Raw genomic sequence first — 23,585 nt, forward strand, 5'->3', positions numbered from 1 at the left:
ATGTTCTCAACGGCTTGCGGATAACCCACGACGGCCGCCCTGAAAAAGGCGGTCGGCGTTTAGAGGGTCGGGTTGCACCCAGGCACACCCCACCTATGACGCACGTGTGGTGCGGGTTTTTCCTACTTTTGGCGGCTTGTGTGGTTAGGGCCTGCTGTGTATCTTGATCAGCCTTTGGCCGTTTGTGCGGCCTGGGCCCACATTTTTACGAGATTGGCCCCACGCGGCGAATCCGAGCGTCATCTCTATAAAAAATTGAGGAGCACATCGATGCGCGTCATTCTGCTGGGAGCTCCCGGGGCCGGTAAAGGTACTCAGGCAAAGTTCATCACTGAAAAGTTTGGCATTCCACAAATCTCCACCGGTGACATGCTGCGCGCTGCGGTAAAAGCAGGCACCGAGCTGGGTATTCAAGCCAAGAGCATCATGGATGCCGGCGGCCTGGTTTCCGATGACCTGATCATCGCACTGGTCCAGGACCGTATCGCACAACCTGATTGCGCCAATGGCTTCTTGTTCGACGGCTTCCCACGCACCATTCCCCAGGCGGAAGCCCTGGTGACGGCGGGTGTCGAGTTGGACGCAGTGGTCGAAATCGCGGTTGAAGATGAAGAGATCGTCCAGCGTATCGCCGGTCGTCGCGTTCACGAGGCCTCGGGTCGCGTGTACCACACCGTCTACAACCCGCCGAAAGTGGAAGGCAAGGACGATGTCACCGGCGAAGACCTGGTGCAGCGTAAAGACGACACTGAAGAAACCGTGCGTCATCGCCTGTCGGTCTACCATTCCCAGACCAAACCGCTGGTGGACTTCTACCAGAAGCTGTCGGCTGCCCACGGCAAGCCGAAGTACAGCCACATCCCTGGCGTCGGCTCGGTGGAAGCGATCACCGGCAAGGTGCTAAAAGCGCTGAGCTGATCGAATGATCGGCTTTACGCACAACGGCCCGCTTGCGGGCCGTTGTTGTTTATACTGGCGCACTTTTTTCGACTTGGACACCGACACCGATGAGCACCCTGCTGGCCCTGGACACTGCGACTGAAGCTTGCTCGGTTGCCTTGCTGCACGATGGCAAGGTAACGAGCCACTACGAGGTGATCCCGCGCCTGCACGCGCAGAAGCTGTTGCCGATGATCAAGCAACTGCTGGAGGACGCCGGCACGAGCCTGTCCGCCGTGGACGCCATCGCCTTCGGCCGTGGCCCGGGCGCCTTTACCGGTGTGCGCATCGCCATCGGCGTGGTCCAGGGCCTGGCCTTTGCGTTGGAGCGCCCGGTGTTGCCGGTGTCCAACCTCGCCGTGCTGGCACAGCGGGCGTTGCGCGAACACGGTACACGGCAAGTGGCGGCGGCGATCGATGCACGGATGGATGAAGTCTATTGGGGCTGCTACCGCGAAACCGACGGCGAGATGCGGCTGGCAGGCGCTGAGGCCGTGCTGCCGCCCGAAGCGGCGGTGTTGCCGAGCGATGCCAGCGGTGACTGGTTCGGTGCCGGCACGGGCTGGGGCTATGGCGAACGCATCGGCGTGTCGCTGGTTGGCCAGGACGCTGCAATGTTGCCGCATGCCGAAGACTTGCTGACCCTGGCGCGCTTTGCGTTCGAGCGTGGCGAGGCGATTGCTGCCGACCTCGCAGCGCCGGTGTACCTGCGCGATAAAGTCGCGCAGACCAAGGCCGAGCGCGGCCTTTGACCTGTGGCGAGGGAGCTTGCTCCCGCTGGGGCGCGAAGCGGCCCCTAAAATCTGGGACCGCTGCGCAGCCCAATGGGAGCAAGCGCCCTCGCCACACCAAGGGCGCCATACCAAAAAACGCGCCAATCGTCAGAATTTGCTCCAGTGTTTAAACCTTTTTCAATTTATGTGTTCTAGTTATCACCAGAGCATTTGCGCGTTATGGATTGCGCCACTAAAATGCCATCACCGATACCGAGTTCGCATCGATGCGTATAGACGGATTTTCCTCACAGTCCTACCCCCTCAAGCGTAAGCCGCGTAAGGCAAACGTCACGGTAGACGAATCCGTCGAGGATTCGCCGGACTTCATCGAGGTCCAGTCCGAAGCGTCGTCCAGCCCCCAAGGCGCCGCAAACGCACGTATCGGCGGTCTTCCCGCCCGTCAGCAAGACATGCTCTTCCCGCGCTCCATGAGCAAAAGCGTCGCCACCGCCCTGGCCAGCTACCTGACCACCGCCGGCTTTGTCGAATGGGATATGGAAGTGCTGGGTCTCGACATCCACATCTGATGCGCCTGCCTTATTTTATCGGTTGCCCGTCCTGGAGTGAAAACGCCTGGCGCGAGTACCTGTACCCCGTCGATGCCCGCTCCAGCGACTACCTCGCGTTGTACTCGCAGGTCTTCAATGCGGTTGAAGGCAATACCACTTTTTATGCGCGCCCGTCGGCTGCCACCGTGCAGCGCTGGGCCGAGATCATGCCCGAGGATTTTCGCTTCACCGCCAAATTCCCCCGTGACATCAGCCACGGCGGCGACCTGCGTGAGCAGTTGCCGGCGGCGCACAGTTTCGTCGGGTTGCTGAGCCCGCTGGGTGAGCGCGTCTCACCGCTGTGGCTGCAACTGTCGGCGAGTTTTTCGCCGCAGCGCCTCGGCGAACTGGCCGGGTTTATCGACGGGCTGGAACGCCCCTTGGCTGTGGAAGTGCGTCACCCGGAGTTCTTCGCCAAGGGTGATGCCGAGCGGATGCTCAACCGTCTGCTGCGCGACCGTGGCGTCGAGCGGATCTGCCTCGACCCTCGCGCCCTGTTCAGTTGCACGTCGACCTCGGCGGCCGTGCTGCATGCCCAAGCAAAAAAGCCCAAAGTGCCACCGCGCCCGGCGGCGTTGACCCTGTTTCCCCAAGTGCGGTTTATCGGCCATCCCGAGCTTGAGGCCAACGACCCGTTCCTGATCCCATGGGTGGAAAAGATCGCCGGTTGGATCGAAGAAGGGCGCACGCCCTATGTGTTCCTGCACACCTCGGATAACCGCCTCGCCGCGCAACTGGCGCTGCGTTTCCATGCCAAGTTGATGGCACGTTTGCCCGGCCTACCCGCGTTGCCGACCTTGCACCGCGAACCCGCAGCCGAGCAACTGGGGTTACTCTAAGGCTTCTTTTCCCGCCAGGAGTCAGTCATGGATGCCCAAACCCTTCGCGCCGAAACCTTCAAGGCCCTGCATGAGCGCGATCGTGCGTTCGTAATGCCCAACCCGTGGGACGCCGGCTCAGCGATCATGCTCGCCAGTCTCGGCTTTGAAGCCCTGGCCACCACCAGCGCCGGCTACGCGTTCAGCCTGGGGCGCCCGGATGCCGAAGGGGCGTTGTCCCTGGAAGACACCTTGGTCAATGCCGCAATGATCGCCAAGGCCACGGCGTTGCCGGTGGCCGCCGACCTGGAGAACGGTTTCAGCGACACGCCCGACGGTTGCGCCCAGACCATTTTGCGCGCCGCTGCCTGCGGTATCGTCGGCGGCTCCATCGAAGATGCCACGGGTATCGCCGTCGACCCGATCTATCCCTTTGACCGCTCCGTCGAGCGTGTGGAAGCCGCCGTCGCTGCGGCGCGCAGCCTGCCATTCCGGTTCATGCTGACGGCCCGCGCAGAAAACCTCCTGCATGGTCGCCTGGATTTGCCTGACACTATTCGCCGGCTGCAGGCCTACGCCGAAGCCGGTGCGGACGTGCTCTATGCGCCAGGGCTGCGCAGTGCCGAGGAGGTGCTGGCGGTGGTCAAGGCCGTGGCGCCAAAGCCGGTGAATGTGCTGATGTCCGGCGGTCTGAAGCTCAGCGTGGCGCAGTTGAGCGCGATGGGCGTCAAGCGTATCAGTGTGGGCTCGGCCATGGCGCTGGCGGCGTATGGCGAGTTCTACCGGGCGGCGCAGGAGGTGTACGAGTCTGGCACCTTCACCTTCACCGAACGCTCGATGCCCTACAGTCAGGCCAGTCAATTCTTCAAGGATTAAGCGGCGCGTGTTCTTAAGGCGACGGGTCGCGGCGTTGAGGCTTAGGCAGCCAGGCGCAAGTTGTTGACGATCAGCGGGCGGGCCCAGTGGTAGTCGAAGTCCAGGGCCTTTTGTTGGGCGGCCAGTTCTTCTTGCGGGAACGGCGTGGCGGCCGGTGGCAGCAGGTCCAGTTCGAATTCGGCGATCGGCAAGTGCAGTGGGCGCGGTTGCGGCGCTGGGCCGGGTTCCGGCAGCGGTTGGCCGGCGCTCAGTACGATCGGGCGCACCCAGCCGCTTTCAAAACTCTGCTGGCGCTGCTGGGCAACGATTTCTTCTTGCGGGAACGGCGTGGCGGCCGGTGGCAACAACTCGGTTTCGAATTCGGCGATCGGCAGGAACAGCGGCTCAGGCGGGGCGATCTCGGTGTCTTTCACGTCGCATTCACGTTGGGTGAGAATTTGCGACAGCAGGTCGGCGCCCGCGCTGGGCTCCACTGCTGGGTCCAGCGGCGCCGATGCCTTGGCGGCGAGCGCATCCGGCGTTTCACCGAGCTGCTCGGCCAACGCGCGGGCGAAGAAGTCCTGCCACACATGACTGACTCCGGCCAGCGCTTGAGTATTGCGCAGGCCGTAGTTGTTGTGGGTCGGCAGTACACCGATGGTTAGCGGAAGAATGTCTGACATTTTTCTCGGTCGACGCTCAGCTCTGGCAAAATACCTGATCCTTGTTTCTATCGGCCGTTATTGGTCGATCCTTAATATTTTTGAGCGTAGCGATTCATGAGCGAACAACCAGCGGCCAGCCGCATCCAGGTCGAGGCCTTGGCCGACGGCTACCAGGCCCGTGCCGAACAGTGGGCTGCGCTGCTTGGCTTGCCGTTACAGCTGGCGGATGCGGAATTTTCCCTGCAAGTCGGGGAACAAGGCCTGCAGTTGCAACAGCTCGGGCCTGACGCGCCAGGGCCGGTGCGCGTGGATTTTGTCGAAGGCGGCGCGGCGCACCGGCGTTTGTACGGCGGCGGCAGCGGGCAGATGATCGCCAAAGCCGTCGGTATCGCCCAAGGCGTGCGCCCACGGGTGCTGGACGCCACGGCCGGGCTGGGCAAGGACGCGTTCGTGCTGGCCAGCCTGGGGTGTGAGATGAGCCTGATCGAACGTCAGCCGCTGATCGGCGCGTTGCTCGAGGACGGCCTGGCGCGCGCTGCCGATGATTTTGAGGTGGCACCGATCGTGGCGCGGATGACGCTGCTCAAGGGCAATTCCATCGAGGTGATGCTCAACTGGCAAGGCGAGCCGCCCCAGGTGATCTACCTTGATCCGATGTTCCCGCACCGTGAGAAAACCGCCTTGGTGAAGAAGGAAATGCGCCTGTTCCGGCCATTGGTGGGCGACGACGCGGACGCACCGGCCCTGCTGGCGGCGGCGCTGGCCCTGGCCAGCCATCGCGTGGTGGTCAAGCGCCCGCGCAAGGCGCCGTGTATCGAAGGGCCCAAGCCGAGCCATGCGCTGGATGGTAAGTCCAGCCGCTACGACATCTATCCGAAAAAAGCACTCAAGCCCTAAGCCATACGCTACAAGCGGTCACCCGTTGCCGCTTGCAGCGGGTTCTCTGCGATAGGCCCGCATAAACAATCCCACCACATCCTGCACATGGGCTTCGGCCGCGTCCTCGCTCAACTGCCCGCCACAGCCATACAACAAGCAGAAGTTCGCGGTGCCCTTGAGCAGGCAGAAGAAGTGTTCGGCTGCGGTAAAGGGCTTGTCGATGCTCAGCGCGCCGCTCTGGTCGATGCGCCCAAGTAGACGCTCCATGCCTTGCAACATGCGCATCGGCCCGGCTTCGAAGAAGACCTGTGAGAGTTTTACGTCCTGATTGCCGGTGGTCATCATCAGGCGGTGCAGGCTCAACGATTCCTTGCTGTTGATCAGCCGATGGAAGCGTCGCCCGATATTCAGCAGCACCGTCTCCACAGGCACGCCTTCGGGCAGCTCGAAGTACATCACCGGCAACTGTTCTTCGCACTTGGCCACCACGGCTGCGGTGAACAAGGTCTCTTTGTCGGTGAAGTGGCTGTAGACGGTCAGTTTCGATACGCCGGCCTCAAGGGCCACGGCATCCATGCTGGTATTTGCGTAACCGTTGCTCAAAAACAGGATTTTCGCTGCTTCGAGGATTGCCTGGCGTTTTGCCATGTCCTTGGGGCGCCCAGGGCTGTTGGTGTTGACGGGATTGTAGGACATTTCCACCTTTAATACTGGACTGGTGAGTTTGGTATTAATAACATACTGCCCAGTATAATTATTCCAAGCTCCATTTGCGAAAGGTCCTTCAGCATGCGCAGCATTCTCTTGCCCCTTGCGTTGCCTGCCAGTCTGCTGGTTTTACTCGCCGCCTGCGGCCATGAAGAATCGGCCCAGACCACCCTCCGCCCGGCCATGGTGGTGCAACCACAGCCTTCGGCGCAGGCGATGGACAGCTATCCGGGCGAGGTGCGCGCGCGGTATGAGCCGGACCTGGCCTTTCGCATCGGCGGCAAGGTCAGCCAGCGGCTGGTGGAAGAGGGCGCGCGGGTCAAGGCCAATCAACCGTTGGCGGAACTCGACCCGCAGGATGTGCGCCTGCAACTGGAAGCCACTCGCGCCCAGGTGACCGCCGCCGAGGCCAACCTGAGGCTGGTGCGTGCCGAGCGTGACCGCTACAAGACCCTGATGGACCGTCAGATGGTCAGCCGTTCCCAGTACGACAATGCGGAAAATCTCTACCGATCGGGTGAAGCACGCCTCAAGCAGATCAAGGCCGAGTTCGATGTGTCCAGCAACCAGGCCGGTTATGCCGTACTCCGCGCCCCGCAGGATGGCGTCGTCGCCAAACGCGCGGTGGAAGTCGGCCAGGTGGTCGCCGCGGGCCAGACCGTGTTCACCCTGGCCACCGATGGCGAGCGTGAAGTGCTGATCAGCCTGCCCGAGCAAGGCTTCGGCCGGTTCAAGATCGGTCAGCCGGTGTCGGTCGAATTGTGGAGCCAGCCGGACCAGCGGTTTGCCGGACGTATTCGTGAACTGTCGCCCGCCGCCGATCCGAAATCGCGCACGTTCGCCGCTCGCATCGCGTTCAGCGGTGGCAAGGTTCCGGCAGAACTGGGCCAGAGCGCCCGCGTTTTCATACAGGCCGACGGCGTTATTCCGCTGTCGGTGCCGCTGTCCGCCCTGAGCGCGGAGAACGGCGCGTCCTACGTCTGGCGCGTGCAGCCGGATAACACCCTTGTGCGTACCCCGGTGCGTATCGGTGCCTTTGGCGAAAAAACCGTACCCGTGCTCGAAGGCTTGAGCCCCACCGACTGGGTGATTGCCGCCGGTGTCCATGTGCTCCATGAGGGCCAACAAGTGCGCCCGGTGGATCGCTCCAACCGGGTGGTGAATCTGGCGGTCAAGGAGTAGTCCCCGATGGGTTTCAATCTTTCCGAATGGGCGTTGCGTAATCGCCAGATCGTACTGTTCCTGATGATCCTGCTGGCGGTGGTTGGGACTCTGTCCTACACCAAGCTGGGGCAAAGCGAAGACCCGCCGTTCACCTTCAAGGCCATGGTGATTAAGACCAACTGGCCCGGAGCCACGGCCCAGGAGGTGTCGCGCCAGGTCACCGAACGCATCGAGAAAAAGCTGATGGAGACCGGCGAGTACGAGCGCATTGTCTCTTTCTCGCGCCCCGGCGAGTCCCAGGTCACTTTCGTCGCCCGCGATGCCATGCGCTCGGCGCAGATTCCCGAGCTGTGGTATCAGGTGCGCAAGAAGATCAGCGATATTCGCCAGACCTTGCCGCCGGATATCCAGGGGCCGTTTTTCAACGATGAATTCGGCACCACCTTTGGCAACATCTACGCCCTGACCGGCGACGGTTTTGACTATGCGGTGCTCAAGGACTACGCCGACCGCATCCAGATTCAACTGCAACGCGTGCCGGATGTGGGCAAGGTCGAACTGCTCGGCCTGCAGGATGAGAAGATCTGGATCGAGTTGTCCAACCTCAAACTCGCCACCCTCGGCTTACCGCTGGCCGCCGTACAACAAGCGTTGCAGGAACAGAACGCCGTCTCCACGGCTGGCTTCTTTGAAACCCCGACTGAGCGCGTGCAACTGCGGGTGTCGGGCAATTTCAAGAGTGTGGAAGAGATCCGTAGCTTCCCGATTCGCGTAGGCGACCGCACCTTTCGTATTGGCGATGTGGCCGATATTCACCGTGGTTTCAATGATCCACCGGCACCGCGCATGCGCTATATGGGCGAAGACGCGATCGGTCTGGCCGTCGCCATGCACGAGGGCGGCGACATTCTGGTGTTGGGCAAAGCCCTCGAAGATGAGTTCGCACGCCTGCAGAAGAACCTTCCGGCGGGCATGCAACTGCGCAAGGTGTCGGACCAACCGGCTGCGGTGAAAACCGGTGTCGGAGAATTCGTCCAAGTGTTGGCCGAGGCGCTGGCCATTGTCTTGCTGGTGAGCTTTTTCTCCCTCGGCGTGCGCACTGGCATGGTGGTGGCTTTGGCGATCCCGCTGGTGCTGGCAATGACCTTTGCCAGCATGTATTACCTCGGCATCGGCCTGCACAAGATTTCCCTCGGCGCCCTGGTGCTGGCCCTGGGCTTGCTGGTGGATGACGCGATCATCGCCGTGGAAATGATGGCGATCAAAATGGAACAGGGTTACGACCGGCTTAAAGCGGCCAGTTTCGCCTGGACCAGTACCGCGTTCCCGATGCTGACCGGTACGCTGATCACGGCGGCCGGCTTCCTGCCGATTGCCACCGCGCAATCGAGTACTGGTGAATACACTCGCTCGATCTTCCAGGTGGTGACCATCGCGTTGCTCGCCTCGTGGATCGCTGCCGTGGTGTTCGTGCCGTATCTGGGTGAAAAACTCCTGCCGGACCTGGCGAAAATTCATGCGGCCAAACACGGTGCCGACGGTCCCGATCCTTACGGCACGCCGTTCTACCAGCGCGTCAGACGTTTGGTGGGGTGGTGCGTCACTCGACGCAAGACCGTGATCGTCCTGACCCTGCTGCTGTTTATCGGCTCGGTCGCACTGTTTCGTTTTGTGCCGCAACAGTTCTTCCCGGCTTCCGGCCGCCTGGAGTTGATGGTCGACCTGAAACTCGCCGAGGGCGCGTCCCTGAGCAACACCGCTGGCCAGGTCAAGCGCCTGGAAGCCCTACTCAAGGAGCACGCCGGTATCGACAACTACGTGGCCTATGTCGGCACCGGCTCGCCGCGCTTCTATCTGCCTCTCGACCAGCAACTGCCGGCCGCCAGCTTTGCGCAATTTGTGGTGTTGGCCACGTCCATCGAGGAGCGCGAAAGCCTGCGTATCTGGTTGATCCAAACCCTCAACGAGCATTTTCCCGAGTTGCGTTCACGCGTCACACGCCTGGAAAACGGCCCACCCGTGGGTTACCCGGTACAGTTTCGCGTGACCGGCGAGCACATCGACGAAGTCCGTGCGCTGGCGCGGAAAGTGGCGGCCAAGGTGCGCGAAAATACCCACGTGGTGAACGTGCATTTGGACTGGGAGGAGCCGAGCAAAGTCGTCTACCTCAATATTGACCAGGACCGCGCGCGCGCCCTCGGTGTGAGCACCGCCAACCTGTCGAAATTTCTGCAGAGTTCTCTGACCGGTGCCAGCGTCAGCCAGTACCGGGAGGACAACGAGTTGATCGAAATCCTCCTGCGCGGCACCGTTTACGAGCGCACCGAACTGTCGCTGCTTCCCAGCCTGGCCGTACCGACGGACAACGGTAAAAGCGTTGCGCTGTCGCAGATAGCGACCCTCGAATACGGCTTCGAAGAAGGCATCATCTGGCACCGCAACCGCCTGCCCACGGTGACCGTGCGCGCCGACATCTACGGCAAGGAACAGCCGGCGACCCTGGTTCAGCAGATCCTGCCGACCCTCGAAGGCGTGCGCGCCGAACTGCCGGACGGCTACCTACTGGACGTCGGCGGTACCGTCGAGGATTCCGCCCGTGGGCAGAATTCGGTCAAGGCCGGCGTGCCGCTGTTTATCGTGGTGGTGCTGACGTTGCTGATGCTGCAACTACGCAGCTTCTCACGCACGGTGATGGTATTTCTTACGGCGCCCTTGGGCCTGATCGGGGTCACGCTGTTCCTGCTGGTGTTCCGCCAACCCTTCGGCTTCGTGGCCATGCTCGGCACCATCGCCCTGTCAGGGATGATCATGCGCAACTCGGTGATCCTGGTGGACCAGATCGAACAGGACATCAAGGCTGGACTGGCGCCGTGGCAGGCGATTATCGAAGCTACCGTCCGACGCTTCCGGCCGATTGTTCTCACTGCCCTTGCGGCGGTACTGGCGATGATCCCGCTGTCCCGCAGTGTGTTCTTCGGACCGATGGCGGTGGCGATCATGGGCGGGTTGATTGTGGCGACGGCGTTGACCCTATTGTTCCTGCCAGCCCTGTATGCTGCGTGGTTCCGAGTGAGGAAGGACGTCGCATAATCATGCTGGCCACTGTTTCAGCCTTAGTGTTGTTGTTGCTCGCCCCCGGCCCGACCAACACCCTGCTTTTCCGCGCAGGGGTGTTGTTCGGGTTTCGGGCTTCGTGGAAGCTGGCCTTCATCGAGTGCCTGGCGTACCTGTTACAAGTGTCGCTGTGGGGCTCGGCGTTGCTCTACCTTTCGGCATATGCCCCGTGGGCCTTGAAATTGACGCAGTTGGCCGCCGGCGCTTACTTGCTTTTAGTGTCGTATCAGTTGTGGTTACGCAAAAAAGCTCAGGACGTTCCAACCCAGGATCGATTCACCGGGTTGTCCTTTTTCTGGTTGACGGTGATGAATCCCAAGGGGTTGTTGATTGCCTCATTGATCGCGCCGATCAATACCTTTACCACTTGGGCCGGTTACCTGGTTTTCATGAGCGCCCTTGCGCTGGTCGTAGTGCCGGTAGGGGCGGCCTGGATAGCGTTCGGTGCAGGGGTCGTCGGGCGTCAACAGGGTTGGTTGAGTCCGCTTGCGATCAATCGGGTCGCTGCCATCGCCATTGGCTGTTTTGCCACGCTTCTACTGGGTCGCCTGGCTGACTCGATTTTCAACTGAAGCGACGCAGTATTTCACACGCAGGAAGGAACCGTTTTTACCCTTGCGTCCACACAGGATTAGCCGACCGAGCGGTTCCCGCGTATGAGATGCGGGGCGGGGAGTTGGCTTTAATCTGAATAGGACGGGGTGTGTATGCTGTTACCTTTGCTGGCGTTACCGATGCAATTCGCGGGCTCGATGCTTGGGCTTGGAAATATGTTTGGACAGAATCAGCCAAACGCCAATCGCGATATCAATATTAATATCAACAACGATAACCATAACGTCAATGCGGCTTCGTCCAGCGCTCATAGCGCGCACATGTCTCACGGGGCCGCCCGACGCGCTTCGCACATCCACTATTGAGCCTATTCGTCAACGCCGCCGGGCGTGAGCGTGCGGCGCTTGGTTCGGGGGCTTGATGGACGGTTCGGCGAAAAAAAACAAGGCCCTGACGATGTCAGGGCCTTTTTTCAGCTCACGTCGTGTGGCGTTAAAGCGCGCCAAACACCTTCTTCGCCAAACTGGTCGCTGCCGCCGCCGGGTTTTTGCGAATCGTCTCTTCCTGCTGCGCAATCATCTTGAACAAACCATCCAGCGCTTGTTCCGTCACGTAGTTTTCGACGGTGGCACTGTTGGCATCGACGGCGCCAAACGCTGCGGCCTTGCCTGCCAGGGCGTTGTACTGCTGGGCCACGCCGACCTTGTCGGTGGCGGCCTTGACGATCGGCAGGAACTTGGCGCGGATGGCTTCGCGGCTGCTTTTGTTCAGGTACTGGGTGGCCGAGTCCTGGCCGCCGGTGAGGATGCCCTTGGCGTCGGTCACACTCATGTTTTTCACTGCGTTGACCAGGATTGGCTGGGCCTGGGTCACGGCGGTTTCAGCGGCTTTGTTCATGCTGGTTTCGAGCTGCTCGACCTGTTCACCCATGCCGAACATCTTCAGCTTGTCGGCGACTTTGCCCAGTTTTCCCGGCAGGCCGATCTTGACTTCGGGGTTGTTGCTGAAACCACCCGGTACACCCAGTTGTTTCACGGCGATCTGCGCGCCTTGGGTCAAAGCATCCTTGAGGCCGCCGGTGGCGTCGCCCTGGGACAGGCTGCCAAGGGACAGCGCCATGGCGTTGGCACCAAGCAGCAGGCCAGCGCACAGGGCAGTGAGGCGAAGGGAATTACGGAGCATGGACGCTTCCTTATGATCTGCAAATAATCAGTGTGCGACCGCATCAACCCGCAGGCGCAGCGGTTGGGAGTCTTGACCATTGAGTTGCACGGCGTGCCGCTCGGTGGTGATAAACAGTAGCTTGCCATCCACTTCGATGCGAGCGCTGACCGAGTAACTGTGGCCCGGCTTGACCTGGGCCGGGTCGTAGCTCAAGTGGAACGGCAGCGGCACCTGGCCTTTGACCGGGCCTTTCTGCTCGGCCAGGGTCACGGCCGGAGCGTCCATCAGCGATACGTCCTGCAGGCTGACGCTCAAGATGGCTGTCGGCGGCAGCGCGATGCGTTGCAGGTAGAACACTTCGCCATCAAGGCTGGCCTTGGGCGCGGGGTTCATCGAATGACAGGCTCCGAGCAGGGCGGTCAGGCCCAGGAGGATGATCTTTTTCATGGTGTAGCTCCTTTTCAACGGCGCCGTAATCCTGCGACGCCTTATTCGATCTAGCGGCTTTATTCCGGTTTGAGGGCTTCAGCTTCGACCGGCGCTTCGGCCGCGCCGTCGACGCGATGCAGCGCGACCTGACGGATCGACAAGCGAATCTCGGCCGGCAGCACCCGTTTCGCCGCGCCTTCAGCCAGTTCACCGAGCTGGTCGTGATAGCTCAACTTGCCGGCTTCGTCGCGGCGAAGCACATCTTGCTCCAGCAACGTCTGAATAAAATGTCGGAAAAGGCTCTTGTCGAAGAACTCCGGGGCGTTGAGTCCATGCAGGATCGATAGACGCTGGGCCATGATCGTACACAGGTCTTCCAGCTCTTCGGCGCTGATGCTGCTCTGGCCGCTGTTGAGCAACAGCGAGATCGCCATGTAGAAGCGTTGCAGGGTCTGGGCGATACTTTTGGACAGCAGTGTCAGCAGCACAAAGTGCCGCGAACTTGGCGCCGGGCGCAGGTACACGTTGTTCTCGAAGCGCAGCAGGCCTTGTTCGACAAACGCCTCCAGCCATTGGTCGACCACCGGGTCCAGTTCCTCCAGCGACCAGCGGATAAACAGCTCCGATTGCAGGTACGGGTACAGCGCATGGGTGTAGCGCAGAATCTGCTCGCGGCTCATGCGCGAGCTGCTCTGGAAGAAGCTCGCCAGCAGCGCCGGCAAGGCAAAGATGTGCAGCACGTTATTGCGGTAGTAGGTCATCAGGACGGCGTTTTGCTCGTCCAGGTACAGAATCTTGCCGAGGGCATCGCTCTGTTCCGACAGCAGGTTCATGTCCTTGACGTGCTTGATCAGCGCCATACCATCACCCTCGGGCAGGGTGGTATGGGGCGAGTAGGGCACACGGCGCAGCAGCGCCAGGTACAGGTCCAACTGGCGGGCCATGGCCTGTTCATCCAGGGCCAGGCGCGTGGTCGACAGCAACGCCAGGGCCACCAGGTTCACCGGGTTGATCGCGGCCGCTTCGTTCAAATGGCGCGCCACCTGTTCGCTGAGGCGGTTGGTGGTTTGGTTGAGCCACGCCGGTTTGTAGTGCGGCCCCAGTTCCTGTGCGCGCCAGCCCGGTTGCTCGGCATCGAGGAATTGCGCCAGTTTGATCGGTTCACCGAAGTTGACGGCGACCTGACCAAAACGCTGCTTGAGCGCACCGATGACCTTGAAAATATCGAAGATCGACTCTTTCTTCTTGCTCGCGCCGCGCAACTCACCGAGGTAGGTGCGGCCTTCGAGCACTCGCTCATAGCCGATATACACCGGCACGAACACGATCGGCATACGCGAGGAGCGCAGGAAACTGCGCAACGTGATCGCCAGCATGCCGGTTTTCGGTTGCAGCATGCGCCCGGTGCGCGAGCGTCCGCCTTCGACGAAGTACTCCACCGGGAAACCTTTGGTGAACAGGGTGTGCAGGTACTCGTTGAACACCGAGGTGTACAGCGGGTTGCCCTTGAAGGTGCGCCGCATGAAAAACGCACCGCCGCGGCGCAGCAGGCTGCCGATCACCGGCATGTTCAGGTTGATGCCGGCGGCAACGTGCGGCGGTGTCAGGCCGTTCTTGAACAGCAGGTAGGACAGTAGCAGGTAGTCGATGTGGCTACGGTGACAGGGGACGTAGATCACTTCGTAACCCTGGGCAACCTTTTGCACGCCCTCGATGTTGTTGACCTTGATGCCGTCGTAGATTTTGTTCCAGAACCAGCTCAGCACCACTTCCAGGAAGCGGATCGCGGTGTAGGTGTAGTCCGAGGCAATTTCATTGCCGTAGCGCAGCGCCTGGGCCTTGGCTTTTTCCGGGCTGATCTTCTCGCGTTCAGCTTCATCAAGGATGGCCTGGCGCACCAGCGGCATATTCACCAGGCCCTTCACCAGGTTACGGCGGTGGGACAGGTCGGGGCCGATCACTGCGGTTTTCAGGTTACGAAAGTGTACGCGCAGGATGCGTTGGGCCATGCGCACGGTGCGTTCGTGGCCTTTATTGTGCTCGATCAATTCACGCAGGTTGATTGGCGCGGAGAATTGCACGCGGGTCTTGCGCCCTAGAATCAGGATGCTCAGCAGCCGGCGCAGGCGCCCGGTGACGGCCCAGCTGTCGGCGAACAGCAGTTTCCAGGGGCTGGACTCGCTGTCGGGCGACTGCCCCCAGAACACGCTGACCGGAATGATTTGTGCATTCTCTTGTGCGTGTGCGCTGAGGGTGTTGACCAGGCGGGTCAGGGTGGGCGGCGCGCCGCGCTTGTCCTGGCGGCCGAGCCAGTCGGGCTCCGGCGTGAGGTAGAAGAATGCCGCAGGTTCCAGCAACGGGCCGACCGCTACCGGCAGCACCGGGCGCGGCAGGCCGGCCTTGGTGCACTCGGTATCGACCACGGCCAATTCGGTGAGCGAGGGTGATTGCAGGACGTAGAACACCGGCCGGCTGCGGTCGAGGTTAAGGGTAAGGGCCGACTGGTTGATCGTCTCTGAGCGAACCCAGAGGTACAACAGTCGGCGCAAGGTGCCAAACACCAGACGGCGGAACGGGGAGCGGGTCATAGGCGAGCTGCTTCAAGTGGAAAAAACCGAGCAAGTGCTCGGGCGGGTAGTGTGCCGTATTCGCCGAAAATCGGCAAAAAAGCAGCGATGTAAAGTTGAGTTGATCGTTTTTGAGCCTGTCATATACTCGGCAGTTCAACGCGAGCGACTCAACAATAACAATCATGTGGGAGTGAACAGATGACAACGCGCGAAACCGGTAATGTGAAGTGGTTCAACGATGCCAAGGGGTATGGTTTTATTCAGCGTGAAGACGGCAAGGATGTGTTTGTACACTACCGCGCCATTCGCGGTGAAGGTCACCGTTCCCTGGCCGAAGGCCAGCAGGTGGAATACGCCGTGGTGAGCGGCGAGAAGGGCTTGCAGGCGGAGGATGTAGTCGGTTTGTAATGCGGATTTTTGTTACAGCCTAGAAGCCATGTGGGAGGGGGCAAGCCCCCTCCCACATTTTGATTGGGTTCACACATTCAGATCAGGTGGTTTTCCAGGTGATTTGCTCTTCACCGTCTGTGCTGATCCGAATCCAGGTGTCGGCGCTTTCCTCACCTTCTTCCTCTACCCAACTGCCCGGCGCGCAACGCACTTCAACGTTCAGCGCGGCAAAGGCGGCGCGGGCGCAGGCGATGTCGTCTTCCCACGGGGTTTTGTCGCTTTCCAGGAACAGGCTGTTCCATTTGCCTACCGCCTTGGGCAGCCAGGTCACCGGCACGTCGCCGGCTTTGCACTTGTAGGTCTGGCCGCGTTGGACCCAGTCGGAGCAAGGACCCAGGGCGGCGCCCAGCCAGGCGGCGATGGCCTTGTAGTCGACGTCGGCGTCCTTCAGGTAAATCTCGATATCAGGTTGGCGCATGGATGTTCCTCGTTGCGGGATTCGAAAATCCATTCGCGGATTCAGGGTGGGCGTAGTGCCCGAAAAGTCGGTTATTGAAGCACGAAATAGTCGTAGCGCATCGATACGGTGACCAGCAGCGGTTCGACGGCCTCGATCACCTCGGTGCGGCGCTCGGCGCTGGCGCGCCAGCCGTGAGGCGTCATGGCCAGCAGGTTGGCACGGTCCTTCGGCTCCGCCAGGCTCAGCGTGAACTCGAGGGTTTCGCTGTGCTGCAGGCTCATACCGTCCGGCACCAGGGCCAGGTGTTTGTCGTCGGTGTACTCGCGCACTTCGTCGTACAACCGCTCGCGCAGCTCCATCAGGTGGCCGCGGGTCGGGCCGACTTTCATCAAGCCGCCGCCGGGGCTGAGCAGGCGTTTGGCCTCTTGCCAGTCCAACGGGCTGAACACGCTGGCGAGAAACTGGCAACTGGCATCGGCCAACGGCACGCGGGCCATGCTGGCGATCAACCAGGTCAGCGCCGGGTTGCGCTTGCACGCACGCTTGACCGCTTCCTTGGAAATATCCAGGGCATAGCCGTCGGCGTGGGGCAGGGCGTCGGCGATTTGGGCGGTGTAGTAACCCTCGCCACAGCCGATGTCCACCCAGCGCTGCGGTGCTTGTTCCGCGGCCAGTTGTGCCAGGCGCGTGGCCACCGGGGCATAGTGCCCGGCGTTGAGGAAGTCGCGGCGCGCCTCGACCATGGCGAGGTTATCGCCCGGGTCGCGGCTGTTTTTATGCTGCACCGGCAACAGGTTCAGGTAACCCTGGCGCGCGCGGTCGAAACGGTGCCCGGCCGGGCACGCCACGCCATTGTCCACCGCGTTGAGCGGTGCGCTGCAAATGGGGCAGGCTAGCATCAGGCGAGCAACTTGATCAGGGTCTGGTAGTAGATCTCGGTCAGCACGTCGAGGTCGCTGGCCAGAATGCGTTCGTTGACCTGATGGATCGTCGCGTTGACCGGGCCCAACTCGACCACCTGGGTGCCCAGGGTCGCAATGAAGCGCCCGTCGGACGTGCCACCGCTGGTGGACGCCTGGGTCTCGCGGCCAGTGATCGCCTTGATGCTGGCAGACACCGCATCGAGCAAGGCGCCCGGCTCGGTGAGGAACGGCAGGCCGGACAGCGCCCACTCCACGTGCCAGTCCAGGCCGTGCTTGTCGAGGATCGCGGCAACCCGCTGTTGCAGGCCGTCCACGGTGGATTCGGTGGAGAAGCGGAAGTTGAACACCGCCGTCAGCTCGCCGGGGATCACGTTGGTGGCGCCGGTGCCGGCGTTGAGGTTGGAGATCTGAAAGCTGGTCGGCGGGAAGAAGGTGTTGCCGTCGTCCCAATGCTCGGCGGCCAGTTCAGCCAGTGCCGGGGTGGCCAGGTGGATCGGGTTCTTCGCCAGGTGCGGGTAGGCCACGTGACCTTGCACGCCGCGCACGGTCAGGGTGGCGCCGAGCGAGCCACGACGGCCGTTCTTGACCACATCGCCGACCAGGCTGGTGCTTGACGGTTCGCCGACGATGCACCAGTCCAGACGCTCTTTGCGCGCGGCCAGGCGTTCGATCACGGCCTTGGTGCCGTGGTGCGCCGGGCCTTCTTCATCGCTGGTGATCAGGAAGGCCACCGAACCCGTGTGGTCCGGGTAGTCCTGCACAAAGCGCTCCGATGCCACCAGCATCGCCGCCAGGCTGCCTTTCATGTCCGCCGCGCCACGGCCGCAGAGCATGCCGTGGTCGTCGATCAGCGCGTCGAACGGGTCGTTCTGCCAGGCCTGCACCGGGCCGGTCGGGACCACGTCGGTGTGGCCGGCAAAGCACAGCACCGGGCCGTCGTGCTTGCCGTGGGTGGCCCAGAAGTTGTCCACGTTTTCGATGCGCATCGGCTCAAGCTGGAAACCGGCGTCGCCCAGGCGCTGCATCATCAGCTTTTGGCAATCGGCGTCGATCGGCGTCACCGAGGGGCGGCGGATCAGGTCGATGGCAAGTTGAAGGGTCGGCGAAAGGTCGGCATGGGCCGTCATGGGGGGAACTCCGGAGCTTTTATAGGTGAGCAGGCAAGGCACACAAAACGGCCGTTATCTTATAGCAAAACGGCGGCCAGAGGCCGCCGTTTAGTGCATTGCGCAAGTTTTTACAGCGCGGTGGCCGGCTCTGCCTTCGGCGCCGGTTTGGGCAGCGACGACAGGAACGCCATGATCAACGCCGCCACATACGGCAGTGATTGCACCAGCAGCATCACCACCCAGAAGCGCATGTCGGCGCTCGGCAGGCCCTGCACCAGGTAGATGCCCAGCGCAGCGCCCCACAACAGCAGCATGATGAACATCTCTTCGCGGGCTTCGGAAATCGCTACCCAGAAGCCGTGGTTATCCGCGTTTTTCGGTGTACGAAAGAACGGAATGCTGGTGGTGAAGAAGCCATACAGCACCGCTTTGGCGATGGTGTGCGACAACGCCAACCCGGCCAGGGCCGCACAGAACGCGTCCTTGAGGTTTACCCCCACGGCGCGGCGGTACAGGAAGATGATCTTGCCCACCTTGAACACGAACAACGCCAACGGCGGGATCGCGAAAATCAGCAGCGGCGGGTCGACCCGGGTCGGCACGATGATCATCGCCGCCGACCACAACAGCGCGCCGACGGTGAAGAAGATGTTCATGCCATCTGCCACCCACGGCAACCAGCCCGCGAGGAAGTGGTAGCGCTGGCCACGGGTCAGCTCGGTGTCCTTGCCGCGCAACAGGCTGGCGGTGTGACGCTTGATGATCTGGATCGCGCCATAGGCCCAGCGGAAACGCTGTTTCTTGAAGTCGATGAAGGTGTCGGGCATCAGGCCTTTGCCGTAGCTGTCGGGGTAATACGCGGCCGACAGGCCTTTCTCGAACACACGCAGGCCAAGTTCGGCGTCTTCGCAGATGCACCAGTCGGCCCAGCCCAGCTCTTCGAGCACCGAGCGACGGGTCATGGTCATGGTGCCGTGCTGGATGATCGCGTCGCGGTCGTTGCGGGTGACCATGCCGATATGGAAGAAGCCTTTGTATTCGGCGTAGCAGAGCTTCTTGAAGGTGCTTTCGTTCTGGTCGCGGTAATCCTGTGGCGACTGCACCACGGCGATTTTCGGGTCGGCGAAGTGCGGCACCATGTGCTTGAGCCAGTTCGGCGACACGCAGTAGTCCGAGTCGATCACCGCGATCACTTCGGCATCCTTGGCGGTGTGCGGGATCAGGTAGTTCAGCGCGCCGCCCTTGAACCCGGCCAGGGGCGAAACGTGGAAGAACTTGAAGCGTGGGCCCAGGGTTGCGCAGTAGTCGCGCACCGGTTCCCACACCGCCGGGTCCTTGGTGTTGTTGTCGATGATCAGGACTTCGTAGTCCGGATAGTCGAGGGCGGCCAGGGCATCGAGGGTCTGTTTGACCATCTCTGGCGGCTCGTTGTAGCACGGCACATGGATCGACACTTTCGGACGGTAGTCCGAGTCCCCCACGACCGGCAGGAATTGACGCCGACGCTTGTGGGTCCAGACCGCTTCCGCCAGTTCATGGGCTTCGGCCAGCAGCACGATAAACACGCCCAGGGCGCCGAGTGCCAGGAGGAAACCCACCGTCAGGCTGAACCAGGTGCTGTATTGCTGGCTGTAGTCGTAGCCGATCCACACCAGCACCGAGCCGCACAGGAACGCGGTAAAAGTCAGGAAGGTCCGGCCGCGTTGACGCAGGGCCGAGCCGTCGATCATCAGCAGGGTCAACGACAGCAGTGCAAGCACCACCGAGCCGATGGCCAGCACGCGCCATTGCGGGATCGCGACCACCGGCCCTTCGAAGTTGAATTTTTGCTGGCGTGCGGCGTTGTACACGCCCCAGTAAGCGCCGACCGAGCCTTCGTCGCTGGCTTTCCACGGCTGGTCGAAGGCCTCGATCACGAAGTAGTTGAAGCCCTGGCGGTTCAGCTTGTTGACCAGCGTGCGCAGGTAAATTGCCTGGTCGGCGGGGGACGCATCAGCACCGCCACGCATGCGGCCGTTGCTCGGCCAGCCGACTTCCGACAGCAGCAGCGGCTTTTTCGGGAAGGCCTTCTTCAGATCCCGTGCACGGTCGAGTACGAATTGGCCCGCCTGGGCCACCGGAATATGTTCCCAGTACGGCAGGATGTGCGCGGCGATCAGGTCGACGTGCTTGGCCAACTGCGGGTTGTGCTCCCAGATGTGCCACTGCTCGGAGGTGGTCACCGGCACCTTGACGGCGGCGCGCACGCGATCCAGCAGCACGATCAGTGCTTCAGGGGTGATTTCTTCACGGAACAGCGCTTCGTTGCCGACCACCACGCGCACGACACTGCGCGAGCTGTTGGCGATCTCGATGGCGCGCTGGATCTCGCGTTCGTTGCGTTCCAGGTCCGGGCTGATCCAGATCCCCAGGGTGACGCGCAGGCCGAACTCTTCCGCCAGCTTGGGGATATCCCCCAGGGTGCCGTCGACCGAGTAGGTACGGATGTTGTCCGTCAGCTTGCTCATGATCGCAAGATCCTGACGCATCTGGTCGTCGGTCGGGTACTGGTCTTTCTGTGGGTACTGGCCTTGCTGAAACGGCGAGTAGGAAAAACCGGAGATCTGTTCAGGCCAGTTGGGGGTGGTGACCGGGCGGTTGATCAGCGCCCAGAAGCCGGTGAACAGTGCGGCAATTGCCAGCACCACCACCAGGTTGAGTCCAAATTTACGCGATGACATGGTGATTTCGGGTTCCAAAAGGTGTGGAACGAAAAGAGGTGTCGGCCTACACCGAACGGCGCGCATCCTACACCGGCCCTTCCCTGAGCGTACAGCAGACTGAGAAAAGCCGGACGTTAGTCCGCGAATGACCAGCTAAGTTCTTTACTTGTATCGCGAAGTTTCGAACTTGTCGTGGCAAAGCCCTATAATGCGCGCCGGTTTTTGGGGTAATGGTCATGAGTACAGAAGATCCGCGGTTTGCAGGCGTCGCCCGGTTGTATGGCATTGAAGGCCTGGAGCGCTTGAAAGCGGCCCATGTGGCGATCGTTGGCGTCGGCGGCGTAGGCTCATGGGCGGCGGAAGCCATCGCCCGTTGTGGGGTGGGCGAGATCTCGCTGTTTGATTTGGATGATGTTTGCGTCAGCAACAGCAACCGCCAGTTGCATGCCCTGGACAGCACCGTGGGCAAACCCAAGGTCGACGTGATGGCTGAGCGCCTGCGCGGCATCAACCCGGATTGCACGGTGCATGCGGTGGCGGACTTCGTCACCCGCGACACCATGGCCGAGTACATCACCCCCAACATCGACTGCGTGATCGACTGCATCGACGCCGTCAACGCCAAGGCGGCACTGATCGCCTGGTGCAAGCGCCGCAAGATCCAGATCATCACCACTGGCGGTGCTGGCGGGCAGATCGACCCGACGTTGATCCAGGTCTGCGACTTGAACCGCACCTTCAACGACCCGCTCGCCTCGAAAGTGCGCTCCACCCTGCGCCGTGACTATGGTTTCTCGCGCACGGTGACCCGTCATTACAGCGTGCCGTGTGTGTTCTCCACCGAGCAACTGCGCTACCCGAAGCCGGACGGCAGCATCTGTTTGCAGAAGAGTTTTGTTGGCGACGGGGTAAAGCTGGACTGCGCCGGCGGGTTTGGCGCGGTGATGATGGTGACGGCCACCTTCGGCATGGTGGCGGCGACCAAGGCGGTGGACAAGATTGTGGCCGGGGTGCGCCGGCCTTCCGAGCGAGTCAAACCTTCTTAAATCTCAAGGCCTTGCTCCATTCAAATGTGGGAGGGGGCTTGCTCCCGATGGCAGAGTGCCAGTCACTGAATACATTGACTGAACCACCGCTATCGGGGGCAAGCTCCCTCCCACATTTGGTTTTATGTACGGCTTAGTTCGCGCATGCGCTGCAGCACGGCATTCAGGCCATTGCTGCGCGACGGCGACAACTGGCGCGACAGCCCCAGTTGATTGAACCAATCCGGCAAGTCGACCGCCTGCAACTCGGCAGCCGAGAGCCCGTTGACCCGCGCCAGCAGCAACGCCACCAGCCCGCGAATCATGCGCGCATCGCTGCTGGCGGCGAACTGCCAATGGCCGTCGGATAAACGCCCCACCAACCACACCAGGCTCTCGCAGCCCTGCACTAGGTGGGTGTCGACTTTGTCTGCATCCGCCAATGCCGGCAGCCGCTCGCCCCATTGCATCAGCAGGCGCGCGCGTTGCTCCCAACTGCCCACCGCCTGAAACGACTCAAGCGCGCTGACTGCCTCGACCGGCAGGCTCATCGCAGCATATCCAGCGCCTGGTCCAGCGCTTCAAAGAAGCGCTCCAGATCATCGGAATCGTTGTACAGCGCCAGGGATACGCGAATCGCCCCCGACAAGTGCATCGCCTTGAGCAGCGGCATTGCGCAATGATGGCCGGCGCGCACGGCAATGCCCTGCTCGGTCAGCAAGTGAGCAAGATCGGCGTTATGCACGCCTTCCACCACGAAACTGACCAACGCCACCTGCGGCGCGCCGAGCACGCGCACGCCATTGCGCGCTTTCAGCCCGCGCAACAGGTAGTCGTGCAGCGCAGCTTCGTGGGCGATGACCGCCGGTTGACCCAGTGAATTCAGGTAATCCAGGCTGGCACCCAGGCCGATCACGCTGGCAATCGGTGGGGTGCCGGCCTCGAACCCCAGCGGCGCAGGGCGGAAGCTGGCGTTGTGGTAATCGGCCTGTTGCACCATTTCGCCGCCGAACTGCCAGTGGCGCAACTGATGCAGGGCTTGGGTGCGGCCATACAGCACGCCGACGCCGTCCGGGCCGTAGAGTTTGTGGCTGGAAAATACGTAGAAGTCGCAGCCCAGGGCTTGCACGTCGTGGCGGCCATGGACGATGCCCTGGGCGCCATCGACCACGCTCAGCGCGCCCTCGGCCTTGGCCATTGCCAGCAGGTGTTCCAGCGGTTGCCAGGTGCCCAGCACGTTGGACAGTTGGCTCACCGCCAGCAGGCGTGTGCGCGGGCCGATCCGCGCGGCGGCAGCCTCAAGGTCGATCATGCCGTCGTCGCCAACGGGCAGGATCACCAGTTCCAGCGCGCGACGTTTGGCCAGTTGCTGCCAGGGCAGCAGGTTGGCGTGGTGTTCCAGGGCGCTGATGACAATTTCATCGCCCGCATTGAATAAGTGCTCGAGGCCATAGGCCAAGAGGTTCAGCGCCGACGTCGCGCCATGAGTGAAGACGATGTGCCCGCTGTCTCCTGCATTCAACCACTGCGCGACCTTGCTGCGACTGTTCTCGAAGGCCTGGGTCGCATGGGCGCCCGGCAAATGTTGGGCACGGTGAACGTTGGCGGCGCCATTGGTGTAGTAATGGCTGATCGCGTCCAGCAGGGCTTGGGGTTTTTGCGCGGTGGCGGCGCTGTCCAGATAGGTCTGGTCTTGCCGTTGCAGGGTGGCGATGGCCGGAAAGTCGACGCGCCAGGGGGAGGGCACAAGCATGGTGTTCAAGACTCGTATAAGCGAGCCCCGGTGCGGGGC

At 61.8% G+C, this 23,585-nt stretch carries 23 protein-coding genes; 12 read left to right on the forward strand and 11 right to left on the reverse strand.

Annotated features, from left to right (window positions below):
* Positions 1-270: 270 nt before the first annotated feature.
* From adk to ACS5Q8_RS06335, 5 genes are all read left to right on the forward strand, one after another.
* On the forward strand, positions 271-918 hold the full coding sequence (adk, locus tag ACS5Q8_RS06315; protein ID WP_276196822.1) for an adenylate kinase: 648 nt from the start codon (positions 271-273) through the stop codon (positions 916-918).
* 89 nt (positions 919-1,007) lie between these two features.
* Positions 1,008-1,691, forward strand: a complete 684-nt coding sequence (gene tsaB / locus ACS5Q8_RS06320) for a tRNA (adenosine(37)-N6)-threonylcarbamoyltransferase complex dimerization subunit type 1 TsaB (RefSeq protein ID WP_276196823.1) — start codon at positions 1,008-1,010, stop codon at positions 1,689-1,691.
* A gap of 248 nt (positions 1,692-1,939) precedes the next feature.
* Positions 1,940-2,242, forward strand: a complete 303-nt coding sequence (locus tag ACS5Q8_RS06325) for a hypothetical protein (protein WP_247407821.1) — start codon at positions 1,940-1,942, stop codon at positions 2,240-2,242.
* Positions 2,242-3,102, forward strand: coding sequence for a DUF72 domain-containing protein (locus tag ACS5Q8_RS06330; protein WP_276196824.1), 861 nt, complete (start codon positions 2,242-2,244; stop codon positions 3,100-3,102). Before ACS5Q8_RS06325 ends, ACS5Q8_RS06330 begins: the two co-directional genes overlap by 1 nt.
* Positions 3,103-3,129: 27 nt before the next feature.
* Positions 3,130-3,957 carry an isocitrate lyase/PEP mutase family protein gene (locus tag ACS5Q8_RS06335; RefSeq protein WP_443693800.1) on the forward strand — a complete coding sequence of 276 codons (828 nt, stop codon included), beginning with the start codon at positions 3,130-3,132 and terminating at the stop codon, positions 3,955-3,957.
* A 41-nt stretch (positions 3,958-3,998) separates the two neighbouring features.
* On the opposite strand, the gene ACS5Q8_RS06340 is transcribed toward ACS5Q8_RS06335, so the two are convergent.
* Positions 3,999-4,619, reverse strand: coding sequence for an energy transducer TonB (locus ACS5Q8_RS06340; RefSeq protein WP_465159940.1), 621 nt, complete (start codon positions 4,617-4,619; stop codon positions 3,999-4,001).
* Positions 4,620-4,715: 96 nt separating this feature from the next.
* Here ACS5Q8_RS06340 and ACS5Q8_RS06345 point away from each other — a divergent pair, with 96 nt between their 5' ends.
* On the forward strand, positions 4,716-5,498 hold the full coding sequence (locus ACS5Q8_RS06345; protein ID WP_276196827.1) for a class I SAM-dependent methyltransferase: 783 nt from the start codon (positions 4,716-4,718) through the stop codon (positions 5,496-5,498).
* A gap of 18 nt (positions 5,499-5,516) precedes the next feature.
* On the opposite strand, the gene ACS5Q8_RS06350 is transcribed toward ACS5Q8_RS06345, so the two are convergent.
* Positions 5,517-6,176 (reverse strand): TetR/AcrR family transcriptional regulator, encoded by a 660-nt coding sequence (locus tag ACS5Q8_RS06350; RefSeq protein WP_276196828.1) that lies wholly within the window; start codon positions 6,174-6,176, stop codon positions 5,517-5,519.
* Positions 6,177-6,269: 93 nt separating this feature from the next.
* On the opposite strand from ACS5Q8_RS06350, the gene ACS5Q8_RS06355 reads away from it, so the two are divergent.
* The 4 genes from ACS5Q8_RS06355 to ACS5Q8_RS06370 all read left to right on the forward strand — a co-directional run bounded on the left by ACS5Q8_RS06355 (position 6,270) and on the right by ACS5Q8_RS06370 (position 11,386).
* Positions 6,270-7,370, forward strand: coding sequence for an efflux RND transporter periplasmic adaptor subunit (locus tag ACS5Q8_RS06355; protein WP_276196829.1), 1,101 nt, complete (start codon positions 6,270-6,272; stop codon positions 7,368-7,370).
* Positions 7,371-7,376: 6 nt separating this feature from the next.
* Positions 7,377-10,442 carry an efflux RND transporter permease subunit gene (locus ACS5Q8_RS06360; RefSeq protein WP_276196830.1) on the forward strand — a complete coding sequence of 1,022 codons (3,066 nt, stop codon included), beginning with the start codon at positions 7,377-7,379 and terminating at the stop codon, positions 10,440-10,442.
* A 2-nt stretch (positions 10,443-10,444) separates the two neighbouring features.
* Positions 10,445-11,038, forward strand: a complete 594-nt coding sequence (locus ACS5Q8_RS06365) for a LysE family translocator (protein ID WP_276196831.1) — start codon at positions 10,445-10,447, stop codon at positions 11,036-11,038.
* A gap of 135 nt (positions 11,039-11,173) precedes the next feature.
* Positions 11,174-11,386, forward strand: coding sequence for a hypothetical protein (locus ACS5Q8_RS06370; RefSeq protein WP_276196832.1), 213 nt, complete (start codon positions 11,174-11,176; stop codon positions 11,384-11,386).
* 127 nt (positions 11,387-11,513) lie between these two features.
* Here the strand turns inward: ACS5Q8_RS06370 and ACS5Q8_RS06375 are convergent, their stop codons facing one another.
* Genes ACS5Q8_RS06375 through plsB form a run of 3 tightly spaced genes read right to left on the reverse strand, consistent with a single transcriptional unit; the run spans position 11,514 to position 15,202 of the window.
* The gene (locus ACS5Q8_RS06375) at positions 11,514-12,203 is read right to left on the reverse strand and encodes a DUF4197 domain-containing protein (RefSeq protein ID WP_247397911.1); all 690 of its coding nucleotides are present in this window, start codon (positions 12,201-12,203) and stop codon (positions 11,514-11,516) included.
* Between the two features lie 27 nt (positions 12,204-12,230).
* Positions 12,231-12,632, reverse strand: coding sequence for a YbaY family lipoprotein (locus ACS5Q8_RS06380; protein WP_247397912.1), 402 nt, complete (start codon positions 12,630-12,632; stop codon positions 12,231-12,233).
* Positions 12,633-12,691: 59 nt separating this feature from the next.
* Positions 12,692-15,202, reverse strand: a complete 2,511-nt coding sequence (gene plsB, locus ACS5Q8_RS06385; RefSeq protein WP_426099575.1) for a glycerol-3-phosphate 1-O-acyltransferase PlsB — start codon at positions 15,200-15,202, stop codon at positions 12,692-12,694.
* 180 nt (positions 15,203-15,382) lie between these two features.
* On the opposite strand from plsB, the gene ACS5Q8_RS06390 reads away from it, so the two are divergent.
* Complete coding sequence (locus ACS5Q8_RS06390; RefSeq protein WP_017844724.1) at positions 15,383-15,592, forward strand: cold-shock protein; 210 nt, start codon at positions 15,383-15,385, stop codon at positions 15,590-15,592.
* Positions 15,593-15,674: 82 nt separating this feature from the next.
* Here the strand turns inward: ACS5Q8_RS06390 and ACS5Q8_RS06395 are convergent, their stop codons facing one another.
* From ACS5Q8_RS06395 to ACS5Q8_RS06410, 4 genes are all read right to left on the reverse strand, one after another.
* Positions 15,675-16,052: a hypothetical protein gene (locus ACS5Q8_RS06395; protein WP_276196836.1), complete on the reverse strand. Its 378-nt coding sequence runs from the start codon at positions 16,050-16,052 to the stop codon at positions 15,675-15,677.
* A 71-nt stretch (positions 16,053-16,123) separates the two neighbouring features.
* A complete protein-coding gene (locus tag ACS5Q8_RS06400) occupies positions 16,124-16,933 on the reverse strand; it encodes a putative RNA methyltransferase (RefSeq protein WP_276196837.1) in 810 nt (269 codons plus the stop codon).
* A complete protein-coding gene (gene dapE, locus ACS5Q8_RS06405) occupies positions 16,933-18,084 on the reverse strand; it encodes a succinyl-diaminopimelate desuccinylase (RefSeq protein ID WP_443693805.1) in 1,152 nt (383 codons plus the stop codon). The genes ACS5Q8_RS06400 and dapE overlap by 1 nt, the downstream gene beginning before the upstream one ends.
* A gap of 110 nt (positions 18,085-18,194) precedes the next feature.
* Positions 18,195-20,786, reverse strand: coding sequence for a glycosyltransferase (locus tag ACS5Q8_RS06410; RefSeq protein ID WP_276196839.1), 2,592 nt, complete (start codon positions 20,784-20,786; stop codon positions 18,195-18,197).
* Positions 20,787-21,004: 218 nt separating this feature from the next.
* Here ACS5Q8_RS06410 and tcdA point away from each other — a divergent pair, with 218 nt between their 5' ends.
* Positions 21,005-21,814, forward strand: a complete 810-nt coding sequence (gene tcdA / locus ACS5Q8_RS06415; RefSeq protein ID WP_426099572.1) for a tRNA cyclic N6-threonylcarbamoyladenosine(37) synthase TcdA — start codon at positions 21,005-21,007, stop codon at positions 21,812-21,814.
* A gap of 122 nt (positions 21,815-21,936) precedes the next feature.
* Here the strand turns inward: tcdA and ACS5Q8_RS06420 are convergent, their stop codons facing one another.
* Together ACS5Q8_RS06420 and ACS5Q8_RS06425 are read right to left on the reverse strand one after the other, a co-directional pair.
* Positions 21,937-22,344, reverse strand: a complete 408-nt coding sequence (locus tag ACS5Q8_RS06420; protein ID WP_247399533.1) for a SufE family protein — start codon at positions 22,342-22,344, stop codon at positions 21,937-21,939.
* A complete protein-coding gene (locus ACS5Q8_RS06425) occupies positions 22,341-23,546 on the reverse strand; it encodes an aminotransferase class V-fold PLP-dependent enzyme (protein ID WP_276196840.1) in 1,206 nt (401 codons plus the stop codon). The genes ACS5Q8_RS06420 and ACS5Q8_RS06425 overlap by 4 nt, the downstream gene beginning before the upstream one ends.
* Between the last annotated feature and the right edge of the window lie 39 nt (positions 23,547-23,585).

It is taken from the genome of Pseudomonas sp. PAMC25584 (assembly GCF_058135675.1).